Genomic DNA, 22,805 nt, shown 5'->3' with positions numbered 1-22,805 from the left:
ATGTTAAATAAAAGAGTCGATTGATTTTTATTGTATTGCTGTCATTCTTTGCGGAATATCTGTCTTACCTAGTACGTAATGACTAGCAATCCTTGTGAATTGTTGTATTTGCTCTTGCTCCCAATTTTTATTTTTATTAAGTTCTTGCGCTAATAGTTCGGCAACAATAGGTGCGGATTCAATTGCAGCACGTGCGTCTAAGAATAGCATTCTTACTCTCCTTGCCAAGACGTCTTCTACGGTTCTTGCCATTTCATATCTTGCAGCCCATATAACTTCTGCTTGCACGTATGAAGCATTAGTGTGAATTTTATTACCCAGTTTTGGGTCTTCCTGTATTAATTTTTGAATACCTTCTTGATCACTACCATATACATATAAATGGTTGCTCCAGTCATGGGTTTCTTTTGCTCCATGTATTTTTAAGTCTTGAGTAATGCATTTCCTTTCAGGTAACATTTTCGCTTTTATTGCCTTATCCAATGTATCTTGGGCCATCTTTCTAAAAGTGGTCCACTTACCACCTATAACTGATATTAATCCGGAGTCCGAAGTCACAATTTTATGGCTTCTTGATATCTCCTTTGTTTTTTCTGATTCATCCTGTGGTGCAGCCAAAGGCCTTAGCCCTGCAAATATGCTAAGCACATCTTTTCGATTCACTTTTTTAGATAGATAGGCATTAACATTAGAAAGAATAAAGTCAACCTCTTCCTCCAAAGCTTTTGGTTCAAGGCTGTGCTCATCCAATAAGGTGTCGGTTGTTCCTACAATAACCTTATCATGCCATGGCACAAGAAACAAAACTCTACCATCATCGGTCTTTGGAATCATAATAGCATCGGTGCCAGGTAGAAAGTTATTGTTTAATACCAAATGGACTCCTTGGCTAGGGCGTATCATATCTTTACCTGTGGATTTATCCATTTTTAGGATATCGTCAGCAAAAACACCAGTAGCATTTATTATCGCTTTTCCTTTTAAGTTGTAAGTTCTGTTAGTTTCGGTATCTGTAGCAACGACACCATTTATTGTTCCATTGTCATTTTTCAGTAATTCATTAACTTTAAAATGATTCAGTATAGTAGCTCCTCTCTCTATACAAGTCTGGGCAACGTTTATGGCTAAACGAGCATCATCAAACTGACCGTCTTGGTAACTAACGCCTCCTTTTAATTTTATCGAATTGACGGTTTGTATTCTTTTTAAAACTTTGGATTTAGAAATAAATGTAGATTTTCCTAGACTAAGTTTTCCAGACAAAAAATCATAAACTTTAAGACCGGTAGTATAAAAAAATGCATTCCACCAGCTATAATTTGGAATGATAAAGGTTTGGTTTTTAGCTAAATGAGGAGCATTCTTCAAAAGTAGTCCCCTTTCGTATAAGGCTTCCTTTACCAAATCTATATGACCCTGTCCCAAATAACGTACCCCTCCATGAACAAGCTTCGTACTTCTACTAGATGTTCCTTTTGCAAAATCTACTTGTTCTAACAATAGAGTTCTATATCCTCTGGTAACACTATCGAGAGCGATGCCCAATCCTGTTGCTCCTCCTCCAATTACAATTACGTCCCAATCATTACTTGTTTCTAATTGTTTCGTAATTGTACTTCTTTTAAACATTACACTATCCATGTGCTTTCTTTTATTTCGTTAACTAAGCAAATATATTAAAATCCACGAAAAACGAAACTAATCGAAATTTAAAATTACATTAATTGAATGTTTAAATCAGGATTTTAGTTAAATTGTAAATCCATTTATGATCTTAATACCTCATTTTTTTCGAGCTTAGTTTCGTTTGATTTCTTTGTTTTATTTTAAGAAAAGACATCAGACTATACTCGATAGGTTAATCCCAGAAAAACATGTAGAAGTTTTAGGTTTGTGCAGGGTTTTAGGAGCTTCAGCTGTTAGCATAAGAAAAGGTTTAAAATTCTTGGTGGAAAAGGGCTTCTATTTAAAACCCACGGAGGTGCCAGTTTAAAAATTGGCTTATTATTCCTTTTATAAGATGATGCTAGTAATCGTAGAAATTATTAATATAGGACAAGATCTCATTAAATTTCATTGGATTTCGATTATATTTATCTCTCCCTAAAGGAGAGTCCCGTAGATCTTTATGACTACCTCTAGAAACACAGCTAGCGAATGAAGCCTTTTGATATAGAAGTTTAAACATATCTATATACTTAACAGATAAAATTATTAATTCATTATGATTAAAGTAATTATTTTCGATTTAGACGGAACCCTTATCCAAACCGAAGTACTTAAGGCGAGGTCTTATGCAGAGGCAATACATTTGCTTACCAACGAAGAAGTGTCCATACAACAAGTGATGGAGAGTTTTAAAGACTATGTAGGCCTCTCTAGAATGGAAGTAGTAGCTGGTATTGTTAAAGAATATAACGCTGAACTAAAGAAAAATTTTGGGGATGGAGATCTAAAAGCTATGCAGCAATGGGTGCTCGACAAAAGGTTATCTCAATATCGTAGCATTCTTGAAAATGAAAGTCTATTGAAGGAGCATTTTTGTCCATTTAATCTGGGGCTACTCCACAAACTACATCAGGATAAGTATAAATTGGTTCTGGCAACCATGTCACATCTCACTGAAGCTAGCAAGATACTTAACATAATGGGGATTGAGGAGAAGTTAGATGCTATCTTTACGCGTGACGATGTGGAGAAAGGCAAACCTGATCCAGAGATTTACAACAAGGCAAAAAAAATGATGCAGGTTGCATCCGATGAATGCCTAGTGATTGAAGATTCGGTCAATGGAATTAAGGCAGCCTTAAATGCTGAGATGAACGTGTTCGCAGTAACAAATAGCATTACCCGTAAGTCGGTTCACGAATCAAACTTACTTCCAAATACGCATATCATAGACGATCTTACAGAGTTGGAACCAAGAGTTTATCGGTTTATTAATAAATAATTCTCAGCTTATAAAGTAAAAGACTGAGTAGTGATTATGCCCGTTAACTCCATTTAAAAGACGGGATAATTCGAGCTATTTGGTAAATTAAGCTGTTAAAGGAGATGATCACCTATCGCTATGCGTAAGCCCTATAACTTGTCATATCCATTAAATTTGGGACTAACTATTTGCTTCCATTCTGGGTGTCTCTTTATATATGCAAATACATAAGGGCAGAAAGGAAGTAATTCGATATTATTCTCCTTTAAATAATGTAATGTTTTCTCTACTACTGCGCTTGCAGCACCCTTCCCTGCTAATTCTGGGTCGGTTTCTGTATGCACTAAAGCAATTTGATTGCCAAAATCACCATAATTGATAAAAGCATAGTGTCCGTCAACTTCAATTTCGAAACGTTTTTTTGCTTCATTTTTAACTAATGGGATGTCGATATATTCTGTTTTCATATTGTGAAGTGTTCTAAGAATTAGTTTTTATATATTATTGTTTACATTACAGGAATTCTTTCCTTCTCGTAACATTGTAATGCTCTATTGATAAATACATTACTAGGCTTTACACACTTTAATCATGGCTATTTCTGTCCAGTCTTTTTCGAGCCTTAAAAGTCTATAACCTTTTATGGTGCAATAGATTTTTTTACGATTTAAAAGGCAGTCGGCCAACACAAGATAATTAGTTAATAAACGGTACCTACAGTTTATAATTTTATACTACTGCAAACTCAAATATTTCTAACAAATATAACACACTAAATTTTTATAGGAGTCAAGTTTGGTAGTCAAATGCCATGACACTGATATATATCATTTCAATACAAGAATATTCCCATTATCTTCTTGGTTTGAGAAAATAAAAGAAAAAATAATTTTTAAAACTGTAAAATATGCCTTTAATCACAAGAAATGAAATTAAAGAATTGGATGAAATTCATAAAGAAACCTGTATCTCTATTTTTATCCCTACACATCGCGGAGGAGAAAAGGTCTTGGAGGGAACGGACGTACTTAGGTTAAAGAACCAGGTAAAAGATGTTAGGAAAAAGTTAGAAAAGAATAAACTAGGTCCAAGAGATATAGATACGCTACTTGCGCCCATAGAAGCCCTTTTGGAGGATGGTGATTTCTGGAGACACCAATCGGATGGACTCGCTATTTTCCGAAGCAAGGACTTCTTTAGAAAATATACCCTTCCGGTATATTTTGAAGAGTTTAATTATGTACAGAATGATTTTTACTTAAAACCATTAATGCCCATGTTTACTGGGGATGGCACTTTCTATGTTTTGGGATTAGAGCAACAATATGTTAAGCTTTACGAAATGACTCAACATACTATTACTGATGTGGTTATTGATGACTTGGTTCCATCTACAGTGGAAGATAAAGTAGGGCATGAGCGAGAACCTAATAGTCTTCAGTTCAGAAGTGGGGCAGATTCACAGGGGAGAGCGTTTTATCACGGGCATGCAGAATCCGATCATGGGCGTAAGGACGATATAGCGCGATTTTTCAGAGCTATTGACAAAGGTATTTCACCGCTATTACGGGAAGAAACAGCACCTATGATAGTAGTTGCCCAAGAAGTTATGTTCCCCATTTATAAACAAGAGAACACCTATAAACACCTTTTAGATGATTTTATTGATCAGAAGGCATCTAAAGTAGACAAGTTCCACTTGCAAGAAATGGCATGGGAAAAAGTAGCACCTATTTTCGATCGTGAGCGTAAGGAGAAGCTAGCGTTGTATAAAGAGCATCAAGGTACAGGTAGGACCTCCTCGGGAATGGTAGAAGTACTGCAAAAAGCAATAGACGGGAAAGTAGAGACACTTTTTGTAGAAAATAGAGAAGATATTTGGGGTACTTATAATTCTGAGAAAAAACATGTGGAAGTCCATGAAGAACCCACAGAACAGAGTATATCACTATTAAACAAAGCTGCAGTAAAAACCTTTTTGAATGGAGGAACGGTTTATTTAATGGAAAAGGAGGAAATGCCTAATCCTAATTCAAGGGTAAATGCATTATATCGATACTAAGTAGCTTTTTTAATATTCCCCATTTTTAATGACCTTGTATGGTAGAGGATTGAACTTTAGGTTGATATAGGTAAAAAAAGGATCTTTTCAGTTATTTTTAAAGGCCTAATAAAGTTAACTTAGTTGAATAATAAATTTAAAACTAAAATTATGGATAAAAATAGTGGAAACGTATTACTAGCATTGTTAACAGGTGCGGCTATAGGTTTTGGAGTCGGCGTTTTATATGCCCCTGAAGAGGGTAAAAAAACACGTAAGAAAATTAAGCGTAATGTTGAAAAAACAAGTCATGATATCACGGACCGACTTTCAAAAGCGCAGAAAGAATTGACCAAAACGGCAACTAAGAAAAGAGATAGGTTTGAGCGTAATTTGGATAAAGCTATTTCAAATATGAGCTATAAAGCAGATGATATTATAGCAACTTTAGAGACCAAATTGGAAGAACTTAAAAAGCAGAAGGCTTAAAAGCCTAGGGGTTTTTATGATTTTATAACAAATAGAAAAGGATCTAACAGAGGTAAATACCAATGTTAGATCCTTTTTTATGTGTAATCGCCTGTAATTAAGGGTTTTACTGGAGTTAGATTTAAAAGTGTTTAGAGTTAATAAATTTGGAGGGTGTGTCATTATTGTATCTATTTTATTTTTTCTGCGCCTAGTGTCTTTTATTATCTTGGAAAAACCTTAAACAATCTGTATATTGAACTTATTATTAAAAGGCATTCTATGTTATGCTAGCGAGTTATGCTAGCGAAGAATTGCCTTGTATTTCTATATAATATTATAAGTGGTTATTATGTAGATGATTTAAACACTATTTAAAAAATACAATGAAAAAGCAATATAGTTCCTTCTCAGATATTGATGAACAGCTTCGAATTTTAAAGCTAAAAAGGGAAATTGACTCAGAAAATATAAGGCTTCATTTAAATAGGGCTAAGATGGATGTATCTCCTTCGCGCTTGGTGGACAATGCTAGTGTAGCATTGCAAAAGAACCTTATAACTTTCGCTATCCAAAAGCTTTCTTTTGTTTCCACTCGATTAAGAAGTTTTCAAATGAACAGACTAATTTCTCGACTGTTGGAATAATACTCTGTTTTTAACTAGTATATAATAAACCCTTACATTCCTAGGAGATAGAAAAAGTCATTCGTTATTTTTTATCACTAAGGAGCTAAATTCATTATCCCTACCTTTTTAATCGTTATTTTATTTAGGGAATCGCGCTGCATTTGTTAAGTGTATCATGGCGTTTGCGGGGGGCATGACCAATTGTTGTGTTTATGCAAACAATGAACCTTAAATATTAATTCAAATTAATAAAGTTTTATATATACGATTAACTGAGTTTTACTCAAATATATTCTTTCATTTTCTTTGCTTGTCCAAAGAAAACGAACAGGGCATTAAAGCGAAGGTACTGTGTACCTTTGATTTGAGGAGCCAGCTGTAGCGATGGCCCACGCGCCAACTGGCCCCTCACTACAAATGCAAATCGTTGCATTTTCCGATCGGTCCTAATGAATTTTTTAGATCGAATCTAAAAACCAGTTTCAAAACTCCGCGCTTTTTCGGAAATAAAAAAGCTGAATCTCGGAGCTTTTTCAACTTATTCTGTGGATAAGGAATACAATACAAGAAGCTTCTTGCAAAGGTTTTCGGCCTACTTTCTCTTTTAGTAGCAAATCAAGGAGTTTCTACGTTGGCCGAAGGAAGGTTTACCTACCGGAGGTAGGCGTCCGGCAGCCCATGTTCACCTTAGTCGTTGGAAAGTTTCCCTGCCGTTAGGAAGGCGGCCTGGACGCTGTGGCAGTAGAAAGTCCGTAGATTTCAAGAAAGGAGAAATAAGCCTAGATTTTTTTGAATACTTTTTTATTCATCTCCTTATCTATTACTTTTTAAAGGAATTCATGAATGCTGAGCATTTCATCAATGGAAAAAAGTATTGACATGTCAAAAAGGAAAGGTTTTAATTATTGGTCCTTTCCGTTAGTTTAAGTCACACCCAACTTTTGATCTTGGTCCGTTTGGGACCAAGATCAAAAGTTGGGTCTAAAGTGAATAATTTATTTCTTTGCACCCTAAATTTACGAGATGGACAAAGGAACCGATTTAACACTATTGAGCTTATTTTTACCTGAGGGAATACTTGACTTTTTTGATATTGTTGGATTTGAACAAAAGCCTATTAAGAACCCTTTGTATTTCAATCGGTTGACTGTGTTTTTAGAGGAAAAAAAGCAGATACCAGCACTTTATAGAGATCATACCTACAAGGCCAGTGGTTTATGGAACCTAGGGTGATCGATGATTATCCAATCCGTGATAACTTGGTTAGCTTGAGCCTCAAACGTAGGCGCTGGGATGTTCTAATAGATAGAAAATGGATCAAAACAAGTCGAGATTGGAATGATTTTATCGCACAGGGAACCCGCATGTCAAAAGAGTTCGCTGCTTTTTTAAAAGAGATCAACGGATAGAACAGCTCTGAGTAGTCAACAACTCGGTTCTCTTTTTGGAGTGCCTGGGAAGAGACTTCAGCGCTAGAATAAGGATTGCCTTAGCCAATTCAATCAATGGAAACATAAGGACCACGCCAATGATTGGCTAGTGTACCCTCAGAATATTGGTCCTTATCTTTCAATAGACGAAACAGCCTTGTCCCGTGGTGAACTTTACACAATTATCACCAATAAACAGGCAAAGGGCAAAAAGGGGGCTTTGGTGGGAATATTTAAAGGCACCAAGGCTGAACCTATTATTGATCGATTGCTTAGACTTCCTGTTTCTATCAGGAACAAGGTCCAAGAAATTACCTTGGATATGGCACACTCCATAAAACAGATCGTTAAGGCCTGCTTTCCTAAGGCAAGACAGGTGACCGACCGATTTCATGTCCAAAAGCTCGCACTAGAAGCTCTTCAGGATATCCGGATCAAACATAGGTGGGACGCCATAGATCAAGAAAATCAACACATAAAGCAGCCAAGGGCAAAGAACGGGACATTCATTCCAACAGAATTTAGCAATGGAGATACAAGAAAGCAGCTCTTGGCCTGAAGCAGGTATCTGCTTTATAAATCTCCAAATAATTGGACGCAACACCAATCCAACAGAAGCAAAATATTATTCGCCGAATATCCAGATATAAAAGTCGCCTTCGATCTTGAGCAAGGACTCAGGAACATATTCAATACAGCTACTTCTATGCAAATAGCATATACAAAGTTGGCACATTGGTACAAAGAGGTAGAAAACACAGGCTTCAGAGCTTTCAATACTATTGCAAATACGATATCGCTGAATTATAGGTCGATACTGAACTATTTTATAAATTGAATCACAAACGCATCTACAGAATCATTCAACGCAAAAATAAAAGCTTTTAGGGCACAGTTCTGGTGTGTAAGGAATATAGAATTCATCCACTTTATACTAACTCAACTATATGCATGAATATCCAAATACTCGGAAATTGGACTTATCCCAAGAAAGAGGAAGTGCAATCTTGTTTGTAATGCACTGATAAACAGGTTGTTGCGCTCGAAATATTGTTTTTTGCTCACCGAATTACGCTCTTGTTTGCGGAAAGTACACTTAAAGAGTTTATTATGAGTAGTGTAGGTAGTTTTTGTTTCTGGTCAAGTTCTATATTTTCTAAATTTTAAATGTTTGTATAAAATTGATTAGATCATAATCAAAAAAACATGATTGACAAATATTAAATAAGGTGAATGTGATTTACTCCTTAGGTTCGAAAGAAAAACTCCCAAGGGTTCGAAAGCAATATTGGATTATAATAATAAAGACATTATTAGGTTGATTATAAGTGTCTTGTTTAATATTGAGAGAGAAAGGGGAGGGGGTAGGTGGATTTGATATTCCATGATATAATAATTCTTAAACGTAGTATACGACTCTTAATCTGAAATGTAATACAGTATACTCAGTTAAATATTATACTCTGAGTTGTATCATGCCAAATAAATTAAAGAAATTTAGACTTATTTATTTAGCCATTTTATAGAATGTTCTTACTGTCTCAATTTTAGGGAACATATTCACCTACCAGCCTTACCAGTAAGTCATTCAATTTTTCAACTTCAAATTCTCCAATAGTAGGTTCTAAATGATCATTACCAACACCGCTATCATCGGTTATAAAAACATAAGTCCCATTAGTTAACATAGCAAATGAACGCATTAAATATTCGGTAGACTTATTAATTCCTGACGCAGTAATTGGTACTATTTTAATACCTTTTTCTGCAGCAATTGTTAAACTTATTTCCAAACTTGAAATAACCTCTTGGGTGTAATGTGGAGGTGCATCTAGTAATAGAAATAAGATGCGGGTGGATGCATTATCGTTCCAGGTGTTTTGTATAATCGCAACTTCTAAAGCAGAATGTACAGCTTCTGGATAATCTCCTCCACCTGCAGCTGATTGGTTTGAGATAAAATTAGTCAGCTTTGCTTGATCAGTTGTGAAGCTTATATCATTAGTTACATATTCATCCCCCTCATCCCTATAAAACACCGATCCAAAACGCATTTCTAAAATGGAATTGTTTTGCTTTATCCGCTCAATTACATTATTTAATTCAGCTTTTAAATAATGGATTTCATCCCCCATAGAGCCAGTTGCATCAACTGCAAAATAGATATCAATACTTTTTTTGTTTTCTATAGTTTTATCAAGGTGTACCATGTTAATACCCTTATCATAATCTAATACATCTGTAACAACAACTTGGGTATTATCAAACTTAATACGAGCGGTAAGTCCATTAAGCTCTAAATCTGACCATAAAGTGGCCTTTCCCTTATTATCTGTTCTGGTTTTCCATATTTCAACATCATCAGATAAGAGGGTGATTTGGGCATTGGCAACTAAAGATTCATTTTTATCTGCTACTACAAAACTATACCTTTTTATTTTTTTGAGGTTCCATTTATTTACATCATCATAATAATCCTGATTGCTTAATAAGTTGTTCCAAAAATCCCAATTGTTAAGGTCGTTCCATTCTCCTGCAGTCAATATTCCTGGTTCAAATTGTCCATTTGGATCTCCACCTCCCCATGCACTAGTTCCAGCAGTTGCACCTCCTCCAGAAAATCCATATGAATCCGAAGATAAATTAAGAGTTTCATCCGAACTAGTATTTGTTTTAGTTGATTCAGGTTCAGTTACCTTTTCAAATAAACTTGTTTTACCATTTGCTAGTAACTTATTGGTTGGGTCTTCATTAGATGAACAACCCGATAATAATATTACAACTGCAATTACTATTAATGTTATTAATCTGTTTATTATTACCATGGTATGGTGGTTTATTTTAATGGAAGATAAAAGTACAACGGTTTTATAAAAATTCAATGGTTTTTTACAAGCTAAATAGTTCCTGTTAATAAGAAATTACTATTAATTTAATACTATTCGACATATAATATTTCGGGCACTTTAAGTTAATTAATTCATCTTACTTTTTTTGGTGCCTTTTAAAAATCTTGTCCACGTTACCTATGTTTAACGGTTTTACAAAACAATCCATAACCAGAGAATATTCCCTAGCAAGCTTACGGTCCATTGTATTAGAAAATTCGGAAACTATATAAATATCTACATCATTAATATGCCTTTTAAGGCGTTCTAATTCTGTTAGAAAATACCACCCATCTAAGCCAGGAGAAACAAGATCTAATAGTATTATGCTTGGAATGTTTTTTTGGGTTTTGACACCTTCTTTTATCGTAGCTAAGGCCCTTTCTACAGTATCAAAAATTACGACATCGTAATTTTGTTTTGATTGTTCGATCTTATATTGCATGGGAGATTGTGATACCAAATCATCATCGATAATCCAAATGGTATTTCTTTCCATTATTTATTTTGTAATTGTTTTAATTATATGAGGCGCTCTTAGCAAAATGAATCTATATTCAAAACCTAATACCTAACTAAAGACATGAGTATATTTAACAAAAGGAAATGGCTACTCTATTCAGAAAAGGAAATACACATATTATAAGTATGATGAAACTTAACAAGGGATAAATCACATAGATTTTATTAACATCAAAATCCCATTGTTTTTAAAACTACCGCATAGTTTTTAATAAATAGAAGTATTTTAATAACAATGATATAAGTTAAGATTATTAATCCACCTTATGCGAAAAAATCTTTAATAGGTATTTAAATCCTCATTAACATGTTCGTTTCCTAGAGATTGGCTTCCTTCAATGATTTGCACATATTTGTTTGGTGTTAATAGCAATCCATCTTTATCTGATTTCTATTTTGATAATGGCTAAGGTCTTTTCCTAGATATTCTTCACAGAGGCTTTTTAGTTCTTTTAGTATTGCTTTTTGCATGGCAATAGATCCACAGATCATGATACAGCCTTTATTTTTTAAAACTTCAACGAACAGTTCTTGGTCGTATTTTATCAAATGTTGAACATATAATTTCTCCGTCTGATTACGTGAAAAAGCTGGTTTAAAGCAGGTCAATCTATCTTCTTTTATTGCGTTTTCAATATAGTTTTTATACAAACTATATGAGTCAGAAGTTCTCGCTCCCCAATACAAGTGAATCTCCCTCTTCTTAATATTTTCATTTATCATTCCTAAAAATGGACCAATACCTGTTCCTGTAGCAATCAAAATGCATTTTTTAGCCTTTTCAGGAAAATGAAAACTTTTGTTGTTTATTACACTCGCAGAGAGTTTATCTCCTTGTTCAAGTTGATACAAGAAATTTGAACATAGCCCTTTTTCATGTCTACGTATACTGACAACCAAGGTCTCTTTATCTAATTTACCAATTGAATACAGGCGTTCTTGATTCCCTTTAGTGGGGATTACAGACAACAAATCTCCTGATTGAGACTTTGTACCGTTCAAATTTTTAAAGCTTAATAAAAAGGTGTTATCCTTTTTATTTTCTTGCTTGTCAATAACCTTAAAAGTTGAGGGAGGAATAGTATTCGTATTCAACTTTGGTTTTTCAACTTTAATTCTAATCCCAATGGATTCCGACCATTTATGACACCAATCATTGAAAGCTTCAAAAGATTGGTCATTAACGGTAAACACGTCTTGCCTTGTGGTACTATTATTCATTGCAAGTAAAGCTTTATGCGACTCGTAAGCAAAATGACAATAGTTTGGATAAGCGGTAGACCCGAAACCAACCACACTAAAGTTAAAAGCTTGTTTTTGTTGTTTTTTTTGAAGCAGTTCTATAAACTTATTTGCTGTTGCTGGCGCTTCACCTTGCCCATAAGTTGCTGTTATTATAATTAGATGCTCCATCTTTTTATAATAAGAATATTCATTCATTAGCGCTAAATGGCTTTTCAATCCATTAGCTAATAATTTATCATGCAGTTCTTTCGCATATTGCAGGGTTGTACCTCCTTCAGTCCCAACAAGAATTACATAATTACTTTCATTTTTCGAAAGTTTATTTCTAATTTTCGTTTTGGGTCGTTTAAAGTATACAATAAACCCTGTGATAGTTAGAAAGGGAATTGCCAAGCTACCTAGGCCAAGCACTATTGACCATAAGATACTTCCTTCTCCAGTGTGCATGACAGTTGCCCAAGATGAAATAATTTGGATAGGGTGGATATTCTCTTCCGCAAGTACTTCTCCTGTTACTTGATTCAGGTACAACTCTTTGTTTTTAAGGCGAATGATATAATAATCTTCCACAAATTCAGAAAATGGATATTCCAATTCGCGAAGATCTTTTAAGGGTGTGTTTTGAAAGAATGCAAACGCGGTGTATTCTTTAATGGGATCTTCTTGAATAGCATCAAAATCTACCACCAATGAAGTTTGGGGCTCAGGTAATATATCAAAACGGAGTAGTGAAAGATAAACCCCTGTAATGGATAAAACTAACAGTGGGATTAGTGTGAATCTGGCATAGACAACATGATGAAACTGCGAAAAATTCTCACGTACCACTGGTGCGAAAAATTGTTTGTATCCGCCTTGTCTCTTGGCAATAAGTACTATGCCAGAAATTGAAATAAGGATAAGTAAAAACGAGGCGAGTCCGATTAGAAATCGGCCAGTTGATTTAAGAAAAAGAGAACGGTGTAAATTTGTAGCAAATTGAAAAACAGGATGTTTTTCAATTATATTTCCTAATTTATCACCAGTTGTTGGGTCAATATAAAACTCATTTTTTATCCCTTCATCAATTACGCTAACACTTACAAAACCGTTGCGGTCTCGACTAATACCTAGTATTTCTTTGTGTTTTGCATTCAGATTCTGTAAGGTTTTGGCCAATGAAAGCGTATCGGCCTCGGAAACATGATAGGAATGCATTTTTTTTGAAATTGGCTCTACTGCTAAAACAATTCCAGTAACCGATGCTACCAAAAGAAATACTGAGGATACAATGGCAAAAAGCAAATGGCTATACCTCCAAACCGATATGATCATAATAATTATTTGTTAGGCACCATTCTTATATACCGTATATACCCTTTTCCCTCTACCTTGTTCCTTAACGTAGCGGTATTTAAATCTACCTCAGCATCTATTGAATAATATTCTTGATTTTCTACAGCAGACTCAAAGCGCACTTTATAACCGGTATCAATTTGTGAGGGCTTAAAACTTAAGGAAATAATGTTTCTCTCCCCATTCCCAATAGTAGCCCCGGAAATTGCATCTAAATTTTCATTGCTACTGTTGGTAAATCTCCACCAATTTTTTAAGTCAGGAAACCATTCTTTATCATCCCCCTGTATATACATGGTTTTTTCATAATTGCCTTCTGGATTTATTAGTGATACCGCTACATAAGCCTTTTCACCAGTATAGTTTGTCATTTGAATCATGCATTTATAAATTAACTCTGATTCTTTATCAAAAGAGGACATACCTATAAATATGAATGCTATTAACAACATACTTATTGTTCTAAAACTATTTTTATACATTTTACCCTAGTTTAAAAATTCGATATTTATTTTGTTTTTGACCAAAAGTTCGTTTTCACTGGCAAGATCATAAGCAGTTTCACCGAATTCTGTAGTAGAATTGCTATCAGCTCCCTTAGCCAGTAAAAATTTTAAGATAGATGCATCTTCAGTTTTCATAGCAGCATAGTGCAAGGGTGTATTTCCACTGTTATCCTTTGTGTTAATGTCAGCACCAAAAACACTTATTTTTTTTAAAAGATCAAGATTGTTTTTAGCAACAGCCAAATGCCAAATTGTACTACCATCGCCTTGAACTGTTTTAAAATCAAAGCCGTTCTTGACTAGGGCACTTAATTTAGCTTCAAAATCACGAGGTTTTCCACGGTTACTAAAGAGGTAATACGCTAAATTATTCCCGTTTTCACTTGTTGTATTGATGTCTGCTCCTTTAGAAATGAGGTAATCCACCACATCAGCACTGTTGTTTTGGATGGCAACTGCCAATGCCGTTTGTCCTTCTTTATCTTTATGATCAATATCGTTTGATTTTTCAGCAAAATACCGGACAGCTTCAAGCTTGTTTCGCTCCGCTGAATTTAAAAGAGGTGTTTTTCCTTCCTCGTCAATTGCGTTCGGGTTTACGCCCTTTTCTACAAAATATTCATAAACATTTAAATCGGCTGTAGTCTTGGCTAAATTATGAAGTGGGTTTTCTCCCTTTGTGGTAGTTACATTGGCATTAATCCCTAAACTTTCTAAATACTTGAAAAGATTTATTGACGCTTCGCGGCCTTTGCTGGCAAAGAAGATAGCATTTTCATCAGTGATATTGTTTTTTTCAATTGAAACTCCCCGCTCTTTAAGTTGTTTAAGAATGTTAATGTTGCCACCTTGAGCAGCATAGTGGAAAATTCCATTCCCAAAATTATCTACACTATTGATAGATAAACCTTTTTTAATAAGGTAATCAACTATTTTAAAATCTTTAGCTCTTCCAATGGCAACTAATAGAACATTCTTACCTTGATGGTCTTTTTCGTTCTTTAAATCTGCACCATTAGCTATAAAGTAGTCATAGATATCAGTATTTTGTTGCCCTGTTGCTGCAGTGAATGAAATTGGACCATAACCATGGGAATCTACTATATCTAGTCTTGCACCTATATTGATTAAAAATTTAATTATATCTAAATTGCCACTAGATGCTGCCCAAAAAACATAGGTTCTTGAATCGTGTGTACGTTTATTTACATCGTTGCCATTTGCAACTAAATACGCTATTGTACTCACAGGATTATTTGCAAAAATGGCAAAAGTAGTAGCATCAAAACCACCACTATTTGCTTCAGTAATGGAGTGACCTTTTTTTATGGTTGATTCAATTTCAGAAATACTTGGTTTTGTTTCCCAATAATCCCGATTTAAGAAAGGGTTTTTGGATTGTTCCGAATTTCTTTGTGCTTTGGTAGTCGAAGTTGCTAGTAAGACAAAAATACCAATTATGATGGATTGTATTGTTCGTGTATTCATTTTGACAGTTTAACTTCTATAGTGGAACCTCCATTTTGATAAATCTATTTTTAGATTGAAAATGATAGGTTCCCGCTATAGAAGAATTATATTTTTTAGATATTTAATTAGACTAAAATGCGCCTATAAAGTGACTTCCGTCTACGTTAACTAATTGGGCGCCTTTAGTTACTTCACCAGTTTCAGTTTCTACAACATATATATTCCCGTTTTTGCCTACAGGTCCTTGAGTAAGGTATATCTCGGTTCCGTCTACTACAAATCCTTGGTACTGAAACAAATAAAAATCTGGGTCATAAGGAATGTTGTTAATCTTTGTAGCTGTTTTTGCGTTTAAATCTACTAATGCAAAAAATCCTTGAGCCCCTGCTATACCTTGTTCAGATCCATCATGACGATAAGCTAATACCGCTTTACCGTTTGCTGCAGGTCTCCAAGCTAAAATATATGCTCCCTCTACTCCTAAAGCGTCATCTAGATTGAACACGTAAGAATCATCATATTCATTATCAGCATCAATCTTTAAAATGTGGGATCCTTCAGGGTCATTTTGGTTGGCTTGATAAACACTTCCTTCATACAGGAAAGCATTTATACTTCTATATCCGTTTGTATTTCCGTGGCCTACAGTAGAAGTGATTACAGTTGGATTTAATAATGATGGGTAATCCAATACGATAGTTTTAGAACCTAAAATTTCATAGTCACTATCACTTTCAGCGGTTGCAGGATCTACCTTACTTAAACGTGCACCAATGTATAATTTATCTCCAGCAGCATTTAAAGTGGGCATATCTATTCTAGATATATAGTAACCGTTAGCTTCTTCCTCAGGGCTTAATGCAACACTGTGTTCTTGGAACTCTTTAATAGAAGAATTCACTAAGTCTAAAGTTACTATACCAATTGTAGCTTCAGTGCGGGTATAATTATCATTTTCATCAAATTGATTTTCTGTATTTACATAAACAGCGGCCCCCGTTTGGTCACCATCAAACAATTTTATCCATCTTGGAGCAGTACCTACATAAGGCGCAATACTTACCTCAGATCCTGTTGGAGTAAAGGTTTGTCCGCCTTCTACGGTATACTTTGTATAGTTGCCGCCAGTATCTCCTGCGTAACTTATATTAAAAATAGTGTTTCCATCTTCAGACGACTGTAATCTTGCTGTTCTATTAGATGGAACTATAAAACCATTCTGAAATGGTGCTATAGAAACTGTTGGGTCTTTAGCTTCATCACTACGTACAGCATAAATTAAAGTACCTCCGTTACCGTCTCCTGGATTATCTCCCATCTTAGCTCCAGCAATTGTGATCCATCTTGCTTCTTCTGTATCCGGTTTCTCTGTATCCGGATTTGGAGTAATATCCGTATCATCGCTGCTACATGCAGTCATTAGACTAGCGGTAAGCAATACTGCACTAAAGGTTTTAATGTTTAGAAATGTTCGTTTCATTTTCAGTAATATTTAGTTTAAAAGATTAAAATTTATTTATTGCGTAATTAAGTTTTAAGTAAAAAGCCCTTCCTGGTTTTTGAACAGAAAGATTATCATATACGGATTCATCAAACACATTTTTTATATCAAAGCTCACCACCAAATTGTTATTAGGAAAGGTGTAACTAAGCCCAATATCTTGTGCCAATTGTTGAGGAACTTCAAAAAAATCGTTGCCAACAGTATTTGTTCCCTGTGATGTTAAGAATGAAAATTCATCTGTGAAATAGATATTGTAAAAGAGATTTAGGTGAGATTTCTTTTGAAATAAATCTTTAAAGGAATACCGTAAACCTCCGTTCATGGTGAAAAATGGGGTATTCGGAACATCTACTTCGATACCTTTATTCACGATTTTTAAATCGAACCGTGATACATTAAAATTGAGGCTAAAGTTGTTGTTGTACGAATAATTTAATTGTGCGTCAATTCCCTTGGATGTACCACTTCCTTGATTAACATAAACGATTAATTCATCGTCAATATTTAATGAGGTTTCAATAGGCAATCCAATTCTATCTTTGATGTTTCTGGTGAAAACATTAGAAGAAATGGTAAAGTCATGCTTTTTAATTCTAATTGCACCTAATCTGAACCCAAAATTATAATTGTTACTGCTTTCTGGGTTAATACTTGCATTGGCAACAACATTGTCTCCGTCATTACCAAACACTTCTGTTTCGTTTGGTAATCTAATTGCTTTTTCTGCTGAAGTAAGCAAGGTGAAATTTGAACTGAGAGAATAGGATGCAGCCAATCCAAAGCCATCATAATTTTTATTACTGCTTACAACTTCATCAATGACCTGCTTGTTTCCATTGTTGTCTGTGGCAATAGCAGGGTCTATACTAATCGTTTTTTGTTGGTAATGTTTTCCAAACAAACTGGCTTTTAATTTATCTCCAAAACCTGTTAATTCATAGGTCAAAGAAAATATGTTCTTGTGCAGATCTCTAGTTCCTAAGAATTTATTTTCTAGAACCGACCTTAAAGAATCACTATCTTCTCTATCTATGCCACTATATACATGGTTTAATAATACCTTATGATTGCCATTAAAATCATACGAAACCCCAGTTCTAATGGAAGCAACTTTTCTTTTAATTTTAGCTAGAGTTGGGCCTCCTTCTTGTTGTGAACGCCAGGTATATTGATATATATTTCCTCTAAAATCTATTGCCCGTTCTCCGTTCCAATTATATGCCCAAGGAACGGTATCATTGACGGAGCGGTTTCTTTTGCCAAGCAAACCATTTACATTAACATCTAGCCCTTTTATAAAAAGATCTTTCTTTTTATAGTTTAAGCTTGCTAACAGCGCGTCTGATTCTAAGAACCTATCCTTGTATGGTGTTATCGTTACAAATGCGCCATGTTGAACTTCTTTATAATCATTTGAACCAGTAACCCCAACAAAAAATCGATCTGCCCATTTTACATCGGTATAGCCAATTTGAGCCATTCCTCCAGTAGACCTGTAAGCATCGTTGAATCTTCTTGCCGTTATTGGTGTTTGCACTCCTCCTAAGCCGGTAACTACAACACTTCTTCCTGATATTTTATAATCATTATCAGAATAATTATGGAATAAAGATGCCTTTACGGTAAAACCAGATTTATCAAAACGATACAGACCATTAACACTAGTCTGAAAAGTATTAAAGGACCCATAAGAAACCGAACCATTGATATTCGACTTAGCATTATCAAGAAGTGTAATATTAATAGCGCCACCTAAAGCATCGTCTGCTAAATGACCAGGTACTACTCCTTTATAAACTTCAATATTCTTAATCATTGAAGGTGGAATGCTATTTAGATTAAAAGAATTTCCATAAGTAGAGATAGGAATACCGTCTATAAATATTCGCACAGAATTTCCAGATAATCCATTTAAACTATATTTTACCTCCGAACCTAAACCTCCATTTTGTCGAATTTTAACGCCTACAGTCGTATTTAACAATTCGTTTGTTTGGATGTTCCTTAGACCAGCTTCCTTTGTTTTTATAGCATTAACGGCAAAGCCTTTAGTTTCAATTTCGGTCTCCTTAGTCATACCACTAACTGTTACTTCATTCAGTTGCTCTACTTGTGGCTTTAAATTGAAATTGACGTTAATATTGTTTTGATTTCCCTTAACTTCAATGGACTGTGAGCTTTTAGTATATCCTATATATGAAACCTCAATAACGTGCTTTCCTTCTGGTAGATTACTAATTAGATATTCACCATTATCGTCTGTAAGTACACCTAACTTTTCGTCGTGTACTAAAACATTAGCATAAGGTAAGGGGCTCCCGACTTCATCACTTACTACGCCCCATATTGTTCCTTGTGTTTCTTGACCTTGCGTAGAGAAGACAATGCTCAATAAAGAGGCTGAGAGTAATTTTTTCATTATAAACTTATTATTCTTATTGAGATTAATTCTAAATAGATAGATTTGCAAATCTAAGTTAGCTTTATAGAAAGTAGTACCGAAAAGGGAAGTTTAAACAACGTAAAAGGAAGTCATGAGTGTAGGTTTTTCAAAATCAATATGTTATCCTATTAGTAATAAGAGTGAATTAGAAGCTGTTCATGGTAATGTGACATATTTTGAATCTTCTGGTACCATCGGGAATGCAGAAGTGATACAAGAGGGGATTGAGCTAGAGGGACTAACAGTTATTATTAGAAGACTTACTTTATCCAATGACCTTATTCTGGAAGTAGAAAATTGTAAACATTGTTTCGGTTTATATTTTCTTTTAGAAGGTGCTCTTGAGTATCAGGATCCTAATGACAATACAGTGTTTAGGTTAACTTCGGGGACCTATCTTCCCTTCGAATGGGTTTCTAATACTGGTAAACAAAAAATATGTGGATCAAGTTTCTGTGCTTTAGAAGTACTTTTTACTAAGGACTTTCTGGAAAGTTTACTAGGTAAAGGTTACATTCCGAGAAGTGACTTTTTTGCGCACATCTCTGATAATAGGATAAATAACCCTAATGAAGCTAATAGATTTATTTCTGATAAATTAAAAAAATCTCTTGCGGGAATTATCAATTGTCCCTATGAAGATAGCGTGAAAATCAGTTATTTAGAGTGTAAGACAAGATGGTTGTTGATAGATATGCTAATGAGTACCAAACATAAAAACTCAGAGAGTAATAGTTTAGAAATACCTAAATCTGATTATAGGAGTATTCAGAAAGTAGTTGAATATATTGAGCAAAATTTAAATAAACGATTAACCATAAAGGAGCTTTCTGAAGTGGTGGGGTATAATACCACTAAGCTAAAAAGTAATTTTAGAACAGTCCATAAAACAACTATTTTTAAATATATCACTAAGTTGAGAATGGAAACTGCAAAAACTTTAATACTGAAGAAACATTTTTCTATTGCCCAAGCGTCATATGAAGTGGGGTACTCTAATCCACAGCACTTTACAAAAGCATTTAAAAAAACTATGGGGTATTTACCCAGTGAGTTAAAACCTGGGGCTAGATAATAAGATAATTACATAAATTCTATAACCTTTATTTTGAGAAAACCATATTTTCAGGAAAAACCTATTATCCTGCATCGTAAAATGTATCTTCTCGTTTATAGTTATAATTTATACGATATTATGTGAATAAATTAGATAGCTCTTAAGTGAATAATACCCTCAAATTGTGTAAGTTAATAACAAAAGGGGTTGGACTGTTAATTAAATTCTGACCTTTTTTTACATATCAGTTAAGAATTGATTAGGGATAACTATCTAGCCTTTAATGGCATTGATTAATTTTCAGTTAGACCATTATATTAATATCTGGACTCAACATATTCCAACATTTCATGAAGGTTTAGGTTACGGATTTTATCTTTCTCCCATATGTACATATGGTAGGTGTTGTTGATAGGAACATAGACGGGAATATAACTCTTACCTATTTCTATTTGACAAATGAATTTCTTGTCTATTTTATAAAAATGATATCTGGTTAAAGTACAGAATTGAGGGCCGAGTTTGTCAGAGATTAGTTGACTAATATATTCAGAAAATCTTTTCCTATCCTTTTTTTTAAAAGGCACCCCATCATTTTCCAACCCTAAAATAGTACTGTCTTTATTAACGCCTAATAGCAGATTTCCTCCTTCTGAATTCATAAAACTAGCAACAGATTTAAGAAATTCCTTTTCAGTGGCTGCAGCGGCTATAGGTTGTTTCAAATTCAAAGGTGTAGCTGAAAGGAATGCTAAATGTTGATTTTCTGCAGAATTAATAAGGATCTTAAGGTTTTTTAAACGCTCTTTTTTCGACAATGAATGTTCCTTTTTAAAAAAAGAAATATAATTTATAAGCATTTTCATATGGATGGTAACTCTAGAATTGCCGACTTACTGGTTTGACCTTACTATCCTAAAAAGGTTTAATCAATAATTAATTCAGTTACAATATTACAGAATTTAAACTGGACTTCCATTTTGTTTTAATTACAAACTAATAGACATCGACTTAACTGAAAACTTGTATTTCCAAATAAATTTGGTGCTGTTTTTTATGCTACATTATTTTTGTTTTCGATTCTTAATTTCAACTTGTTATTAGTGACTTTCAATCAGTGAGTAATAAAAATTTAATGCCAGTTTCATAGAGCCTTGTTTTAGAGCCTTTTGACTGTATTGTGCCTAGTTTTGGTTGCGCGTGAAATATCGGTAGCCAATATTGCCCTTGCATCGACTATGGAATGAATAGAATTCAAAAATGTCACACTAAATAGGTGTGTATGGGCTAAACGATGGCCTTTCGGTAATATTTTTTCTTCAACCAAAAAGAAACCCTAACTAAAAAGATTAAAACGGGTACTTCAACCAATGGTCCAATAACCCCTGCAAAGGCCTGCCCCGAATTAAGTCCGAAAACCGCTATGGCAACTGCAATTGCCAATTCAAAGTTATTACCTGCCGCTGTAAATGAAACAGCTGCGTTTTCTTCATATGAAGCCCCCAAAGCCTTGGTAACGAAAAAACTAATGATGAACATTAGACTAAAATAAATAATAAGGGGAACGGCAACGATAAATACATCCATTGGAATTTCAACAATTAATTCCCCTTTTAAGGAAAACATAATCACAATCGTAAATAAAAGTGCAATTAAGGTCATTGGGGAAATGGCAGGAATAAATATTTGTTTGTACCATTCCTCTCCTTTTATCCTTACCAAAATTACCCGACTTAAGATTCCCATTAAAAAGGGCAACCCTAGATAGATTGCTACGCTTTCTGCGACCGTTCCAATAGAGATGTCCACAATTGCCCCCTCAAATCCAAAATAAGGCGGTAGCACGGTAATAAAGATCCAAGCATAGAAACTATATGCAAAAACTTGAAAGACACTGTTTAAGGCTACCAAACCAGCACCATATTCGCTATCTCCCTCCGCTAGGTCGTTCCAGACCAGAACCATTGCGATACATCTGGCCAAACCGATTAAAATAACGCCTACCATATATTCTGGATAATCACGTAAAAATGTAATTGCCAATGCAAACATTAAAACGGGACCTATAATCCAATTTAAGATAAGTGAGATGCTAAGGATCCTTGTGTTGCTAAAAACCTTAGGCAGCAAGGAATAATCCACTTTGGCCAAAGGTGGATACATCATTAATATCAATCCTATCGCTATAGGTATGTTCGTAGTTCCGCTACTAAACGAGTTGATAAGATTGGGAAAAGATGGGGATAAATAGCCAATACCTACGCCCAAGAGCATAGCAATAAATATCCAAAGGGTTAAATAACTATTGAGAAAACTTAATTTTTTTGTTGCCATT

At 34.5% G+C, this 22,805-nt stretch carries 19 protein-coding genes and 1 pseudogene; 9 read left to right on the top strand and 11 right to left on the bottom strand.

Annotation, left to right across the window (positions count from 1 at the left end):
- Window positions 1-27: 27 nt before the first annotated feature.
- On the bottom strand, window positions 28-1,641 hold the full coding sequence (locus H344_RS20835; protein WP_051254403.1) for a glycerol-3-phosphate dehydrogenase/oxidase: 1,614 nt from the start codon (window positions 1,639-1,641) through the stop codon (window positions 28-30).
- A gap of 166 nt (window positions 1,642-1,807) precedes the next feature.
- Here H344_RS20835 and H344_RS22385 point away from each other — a divergent pair, with 166 nt between their 5' ends.
- Window positions 1,808-1,993, top strand: a complete 186-nt coding sequence (locus H344_RS22385) for a DeoR family transcriptional regulator (RefSeq protein ID WP_026811673.1) — start codon at window positions 1,808-1,810, stop codon at window positions 1,991-1,993.
- Window positions 1,994-2,224: 231 nt separating this feature from the next.
- On the top strand, window positions 2,225-2,950 hold the full coding sequence (locus H344_RS21305) for an HAD family hydrolase (RefSeq protein WP_026811672.1): 726 nt from the start codon (window positions 2,225-2,227) through the stop codon (window positions 2,948-2,950).
- Between the two features lie 131 nt (window positions 2,951-3,081).
- Here the strand turns inward: H344_RS21305 and H344_RS0118755 are convergent, their stop codons facing one another.
- Complete coding sequence (locus H344_RS0118755) at window positions 3,082-3,399, bottom strand: GNAT family N-acetyltransferase (protein WP_026811671.1); 318 nt, start codon at window positions 3,397-3,399, stop codon at window positions 3,082-3,084.
- Between the two features lie 440 nt (window positions 3,400-3,839).
- On the opposite strand from H344_RS0118755, the gene H344_RS0118750 reads away from it, so the two are divergent.
- From H344_RS0118750 to H344_RS22310, 6 genes and pseudogenes are all read left to right on the top strand, one after another.
- Window positions 3,840-4,994: a baeRF3 domain-containing protein gene (locus tag H344_RS0118750; RefSeq protein ID WP_026811670.1), complete on the top strand. Its 1,155-nt coding sequence runs from the start codon at window positions 3,840-3,842 to the stop codon at window positions 4,992-4,994.
- A 150-nt stretch (window positions 4,995-5,144) separates the two neighbouring features.
- Window positions 5,145-5,462, top strand: a complete 318-nt coding sequence (locus H344_RS0118745) for a YtxH domain-containing protein (protein ID WP_026811669.1) — start codon at window positions 5,145-5,147, stop codon at window positions 5,460-5,462.
- A 365-nt stretch (window positions 5,463-5,827) separates the two neighbouring features.
- Entirely contained in the window at window positions 5,828-6,088 is a 261-nt protein-coding gene (locus H344_RS20825) for a DUF6327 family protein (RefSeq protein ID WP_051254402.1), read from the top strand.
- Between the two features lie 1,005 nt (window positions 6,089-7,093).
- Complete coding sequence (locus H344_RS22040; RefSeq protein WP_205667211.1) at window positions 7,094-7,303, top strand: hypothetical protein; 210 nt, start codon at window positions 7,094-7,096, stop codon at window positions 7,301-7,303.
- Window positions 7,288-7,479 (top strand): ISAon1 family transposase N-terminal region protein, encoded by a 192-nt coding sequence (locus H344_RS22485; protein ID WP_456236338.1) that lies wholly within the window; start codon window positions 7,288-7,290, stop codon window positions 7,477-7,479. The genes H344_RS22040 and H344_RS22485 overlap by 16 nt, the downstream gene beginning before the upstream one ends.
- Window positions 7,480-7,561: 82 nt before the next feature.
- A pseudogene (locus tag H344_RS22310) lies at window positions 7,562-8,338 on the top strand (ISAon1 family transposase); the annotation flags it as partial.
- Between the two features lie 709 nt (window positions 8,339-9,047).
- Here H344_RS22310 and H344_RS0118720 read toward each other — a convergent pair.
- The 7 genes from H344_RS0118720 to H344_RS0118690 form a co-directional block, all read right to left on the bottom strand.
- A complete protein-coding gene (locus H344_RS0118720; RefSeq protein ID WP_026811668.1) occupies window positions 9,048-10,325 on the bottom strand; it encodes a vWA domain-containing protein in 1,278 nt (425 codons plus the stop codon).
- Window positions 10,326-10,485: 160 nt separating this feature from the next.
- Window positions 10,486-10,887 carry a response regulator gene (locus H344_RS0118715; RefSeq protein WP_026811667.1) on the bottom strand — a complete coding sequence of 134 codons (402 nt, stop codon included), beginning with the start codon at window positions 10,885-10,887 and terminating at the stop codon, window positions 10,486-10,488.
- A 386-nt stretch (window positions 10,888-11,273) separates the two neighbouring features.
- Entirely contained in the window at window positions 11,274-13,469 is a 2,196-nt protein-coding gene (locus H344_RS0118710; RefSeq protein ID WP_026811666.1) for a PepSY domain-containing protein, read from the bottom strand.
- A 5-nt stretch (window positions 13,470-13,474) separates the two neighbouring features.
- Window positions 13,475-13,870 (bottom strand): DUF2271 domain-containing protein, encoded by a 396-nt coding sequence (locus H344_RS0118705; RefSeq protein WP_316929572.1) that lies wholly within the window; start codon window positions 13,868-13,870, stop codon window positions 13,475-13,477.
- A gap of 108 nt (window positions 13,871-13,978) precedes the next feature.
- Window positions 13,979-15,484: an ankyrin repeat domain-containing protein gene (locus H344_RS0118700; protein ID WP_051254401.1), complete on the bottom strand. Its 1,506-nt coding sequence runs from the start codon at window positions 15,482-15,484 to the stop codon at window positions 13,979-13,981.
- A gap of 112 nt (window positions 15,485-15,596) precedes the next feature.
- Window positions 15,597-16,946: a hypothetical protein gene (locus H344_RS0118695; RefSeq protein ID WP_026811663.1), complete on the bottom strand. Its 1,350-nt coding sequence runs from the start codon at window positions 16,944-16,946 to the stop codon at window positions 15,597-15,599.
- A 25-nt stretch (window positions 16,947-16,971) separates the two neighbouring features.
- Window positions 16,972-19,389: a TonB-dependent receptor gene (locus tag H344_RS0118690; protein WP_026811662.1), complete on the bottom strand. Its 2,418-nt coding sequence runs from the start codon at window positions 19,387-19,389 to the stop codon at window positions 16,972-16,974.
- Between the two features lie 115 nt (window positions 19,390-19,504).
- Here H344_RS0118690 and H344_RS21300 point away from each other — a divergent pair, with 115 nt between their 5' ends.
- Entirely contained in the window at window positions 19,505-20,488 is a 984-nt protein-coding gene (locus H344_RS21300) for a helix-turn-helix domain-containing protein (RefSeq protein WP_051254400.1), read from the top strand.
- Window positions 20,489-20,787: 299 nt separating this feature from the next.
- Here the strand turns inward: H344_RS21300 and H344_RS0118680 are convergent, their stop codons facing one another.
- A complete protein-coding gene (locus H344_RS0118680) occupies window positions 20,788-21,288 on the bottom strand; it encodes an AlbA family DNA-binding domain-containing protein (protein WP_169514993.1) in 501 nt (166 codons plus the stop codon).
- A gap of 469 nt (window positions 21,289-21,757) precedes the next feature.
- Complete coding sequence (gene arsB, locus H344_RS0118670; protein ID WP_026811660.1) at window positions 21,758-22,804, bottom strand: ACR3 family arsenite efflux transporter; 1,047 nt, start codon at window positions 22,802-22,804, stop codon at window positions 21,758-21,760.
- Window position 22,805 lies beyond the last annotated feature (1 nt).

This window comes from Arenibacter latericius DSM 15913, assembly GCF_000424985.1.
In the GTDB taxonomy this organism is placed as follows: Bacteria; Bacteroidota; Bacteroidia; order Flavobacteriales; family Flavobacteriaceae; genus Arenibacter; species Arenibacter latericius.
Note: the sequence above shows the minus strand (reverse complement) of the source record. Positions and strands in the feature narration are given on the sequence as shown.

Bases quoted from the DNA above. Each gene is read 5' to 3' on its own strand.
- H344_RS20835 (WP_051254403.1), bottom strand. From the start codon at position 1,641: ATGGATAGTGTAATGTTTAAAAGAAGTACAATTACGAAACAATTAGAA.
- H344_RS21305 (WP_026811672.1), top strand. From the start codon at position 2,225: ATGATTAAAGTAATTATTTTCGATTTAGACGGAACCCTTATCCAAACC.
- H344_RS0118755 (WP_026811671.1), bottom strand. From the start codon at position 3,399: ATGAAAACAGAATATATCGACATCCCATTAGTTAAAAATGAAGCAAAA.
- H344_RS0118750 (WP_026811670.1), top strand. From the start codon at position 3,840: ATGCCTTTAATCACAAGAAATGAAATTAAAGAATTGGATGAAATTCAT.
- H344_RS0118745 (WP_026811669.1), top strand. From the start codon at position 5,145: ATGGATAAAAATAGTGGAAACGTATTACTAGCATTGTTAACAGGTGCG.
- H344_RS20825 (WP_051254402.1), top strand. From the start codon at position 5,828: ATGAAAAAGCAATATAGTTCCTTCTCAGATATTGATGAACAGCTTCGA.
- H344_RS22040 (WP_205667211.1), top strand. From the start codon at position 7,094: ATGGACAAAGGAACCGATTTAACACTATTGAGCTTATTTTTACCTGAG.
- H344_RS22485 (WP_456236338.1), top strand. From the start codon at position 7,288: ATGGAACCTAGGGTGATCGATGATTATCCAATCCGTGATAACTTGGTT.
- H344_RS0118720 (WP_026811668.1), bottom strand. From the start codon at position 10,325: ATGGTAATAATAAACAGATTAATAACATTAATAGTAATTGCAGTTGTA.
- H344_RS0118715 (WP_026811667.1), bottom strand. From the start codon at position 10,887: ATGGAAAGAAATACCATTTGGATTATCGATGATGATTTGGTATCACAA.
- H344_RS0118710 (WP_026811666.1), bottom strand. From the start codon at position 13,469: ATGATCATATCGGTTTGGAGGTATAGCCATTTGCTTTTTGCCATTGTA.
- H344_RS0118705 (WP_316929572.1), bottom strand. From the start codon at position 13,870: ATGATTCAAATGACAAACTATACTGGTGAAAAGGCTTATGTAGCGGTA.
- H344_RS0118700 (WP_051254401.1), bottom strand. From the start codon at position 15,484: ATGAATACACGAACAATACAATCCATCATAATTGGTATTTTTGTCTTA.
- H344_RS0118695 (WP_026811663.1), bottom strand. From the start codon at position 16,946: ATGAAACGAACATTTCTAAACATTAAAACCTTTAGTGCAGTATTGCTT.
- H344_RS0118690 (WP_026811662.1), bottom strand. From the start codon at position 19,389: ATGAAAAAATTACTCTCAGCCTCTTTATTGAGCATTGTCTTCTCTACG.
- H344_RS21300 (WP_051254400.1), top strand. From the start codon at position 19,505: ATGAGTGTAGGTTTTTCAAAATCAATATGTTATCCTATTAGTAATAAG.
- arsB (WP_026811660.1), bottom strand. From the start codon at position 22,804: ATGGCAACAAAAAAATTAAGTTTTCTCAATAGTTATTTAACCCTTTGG.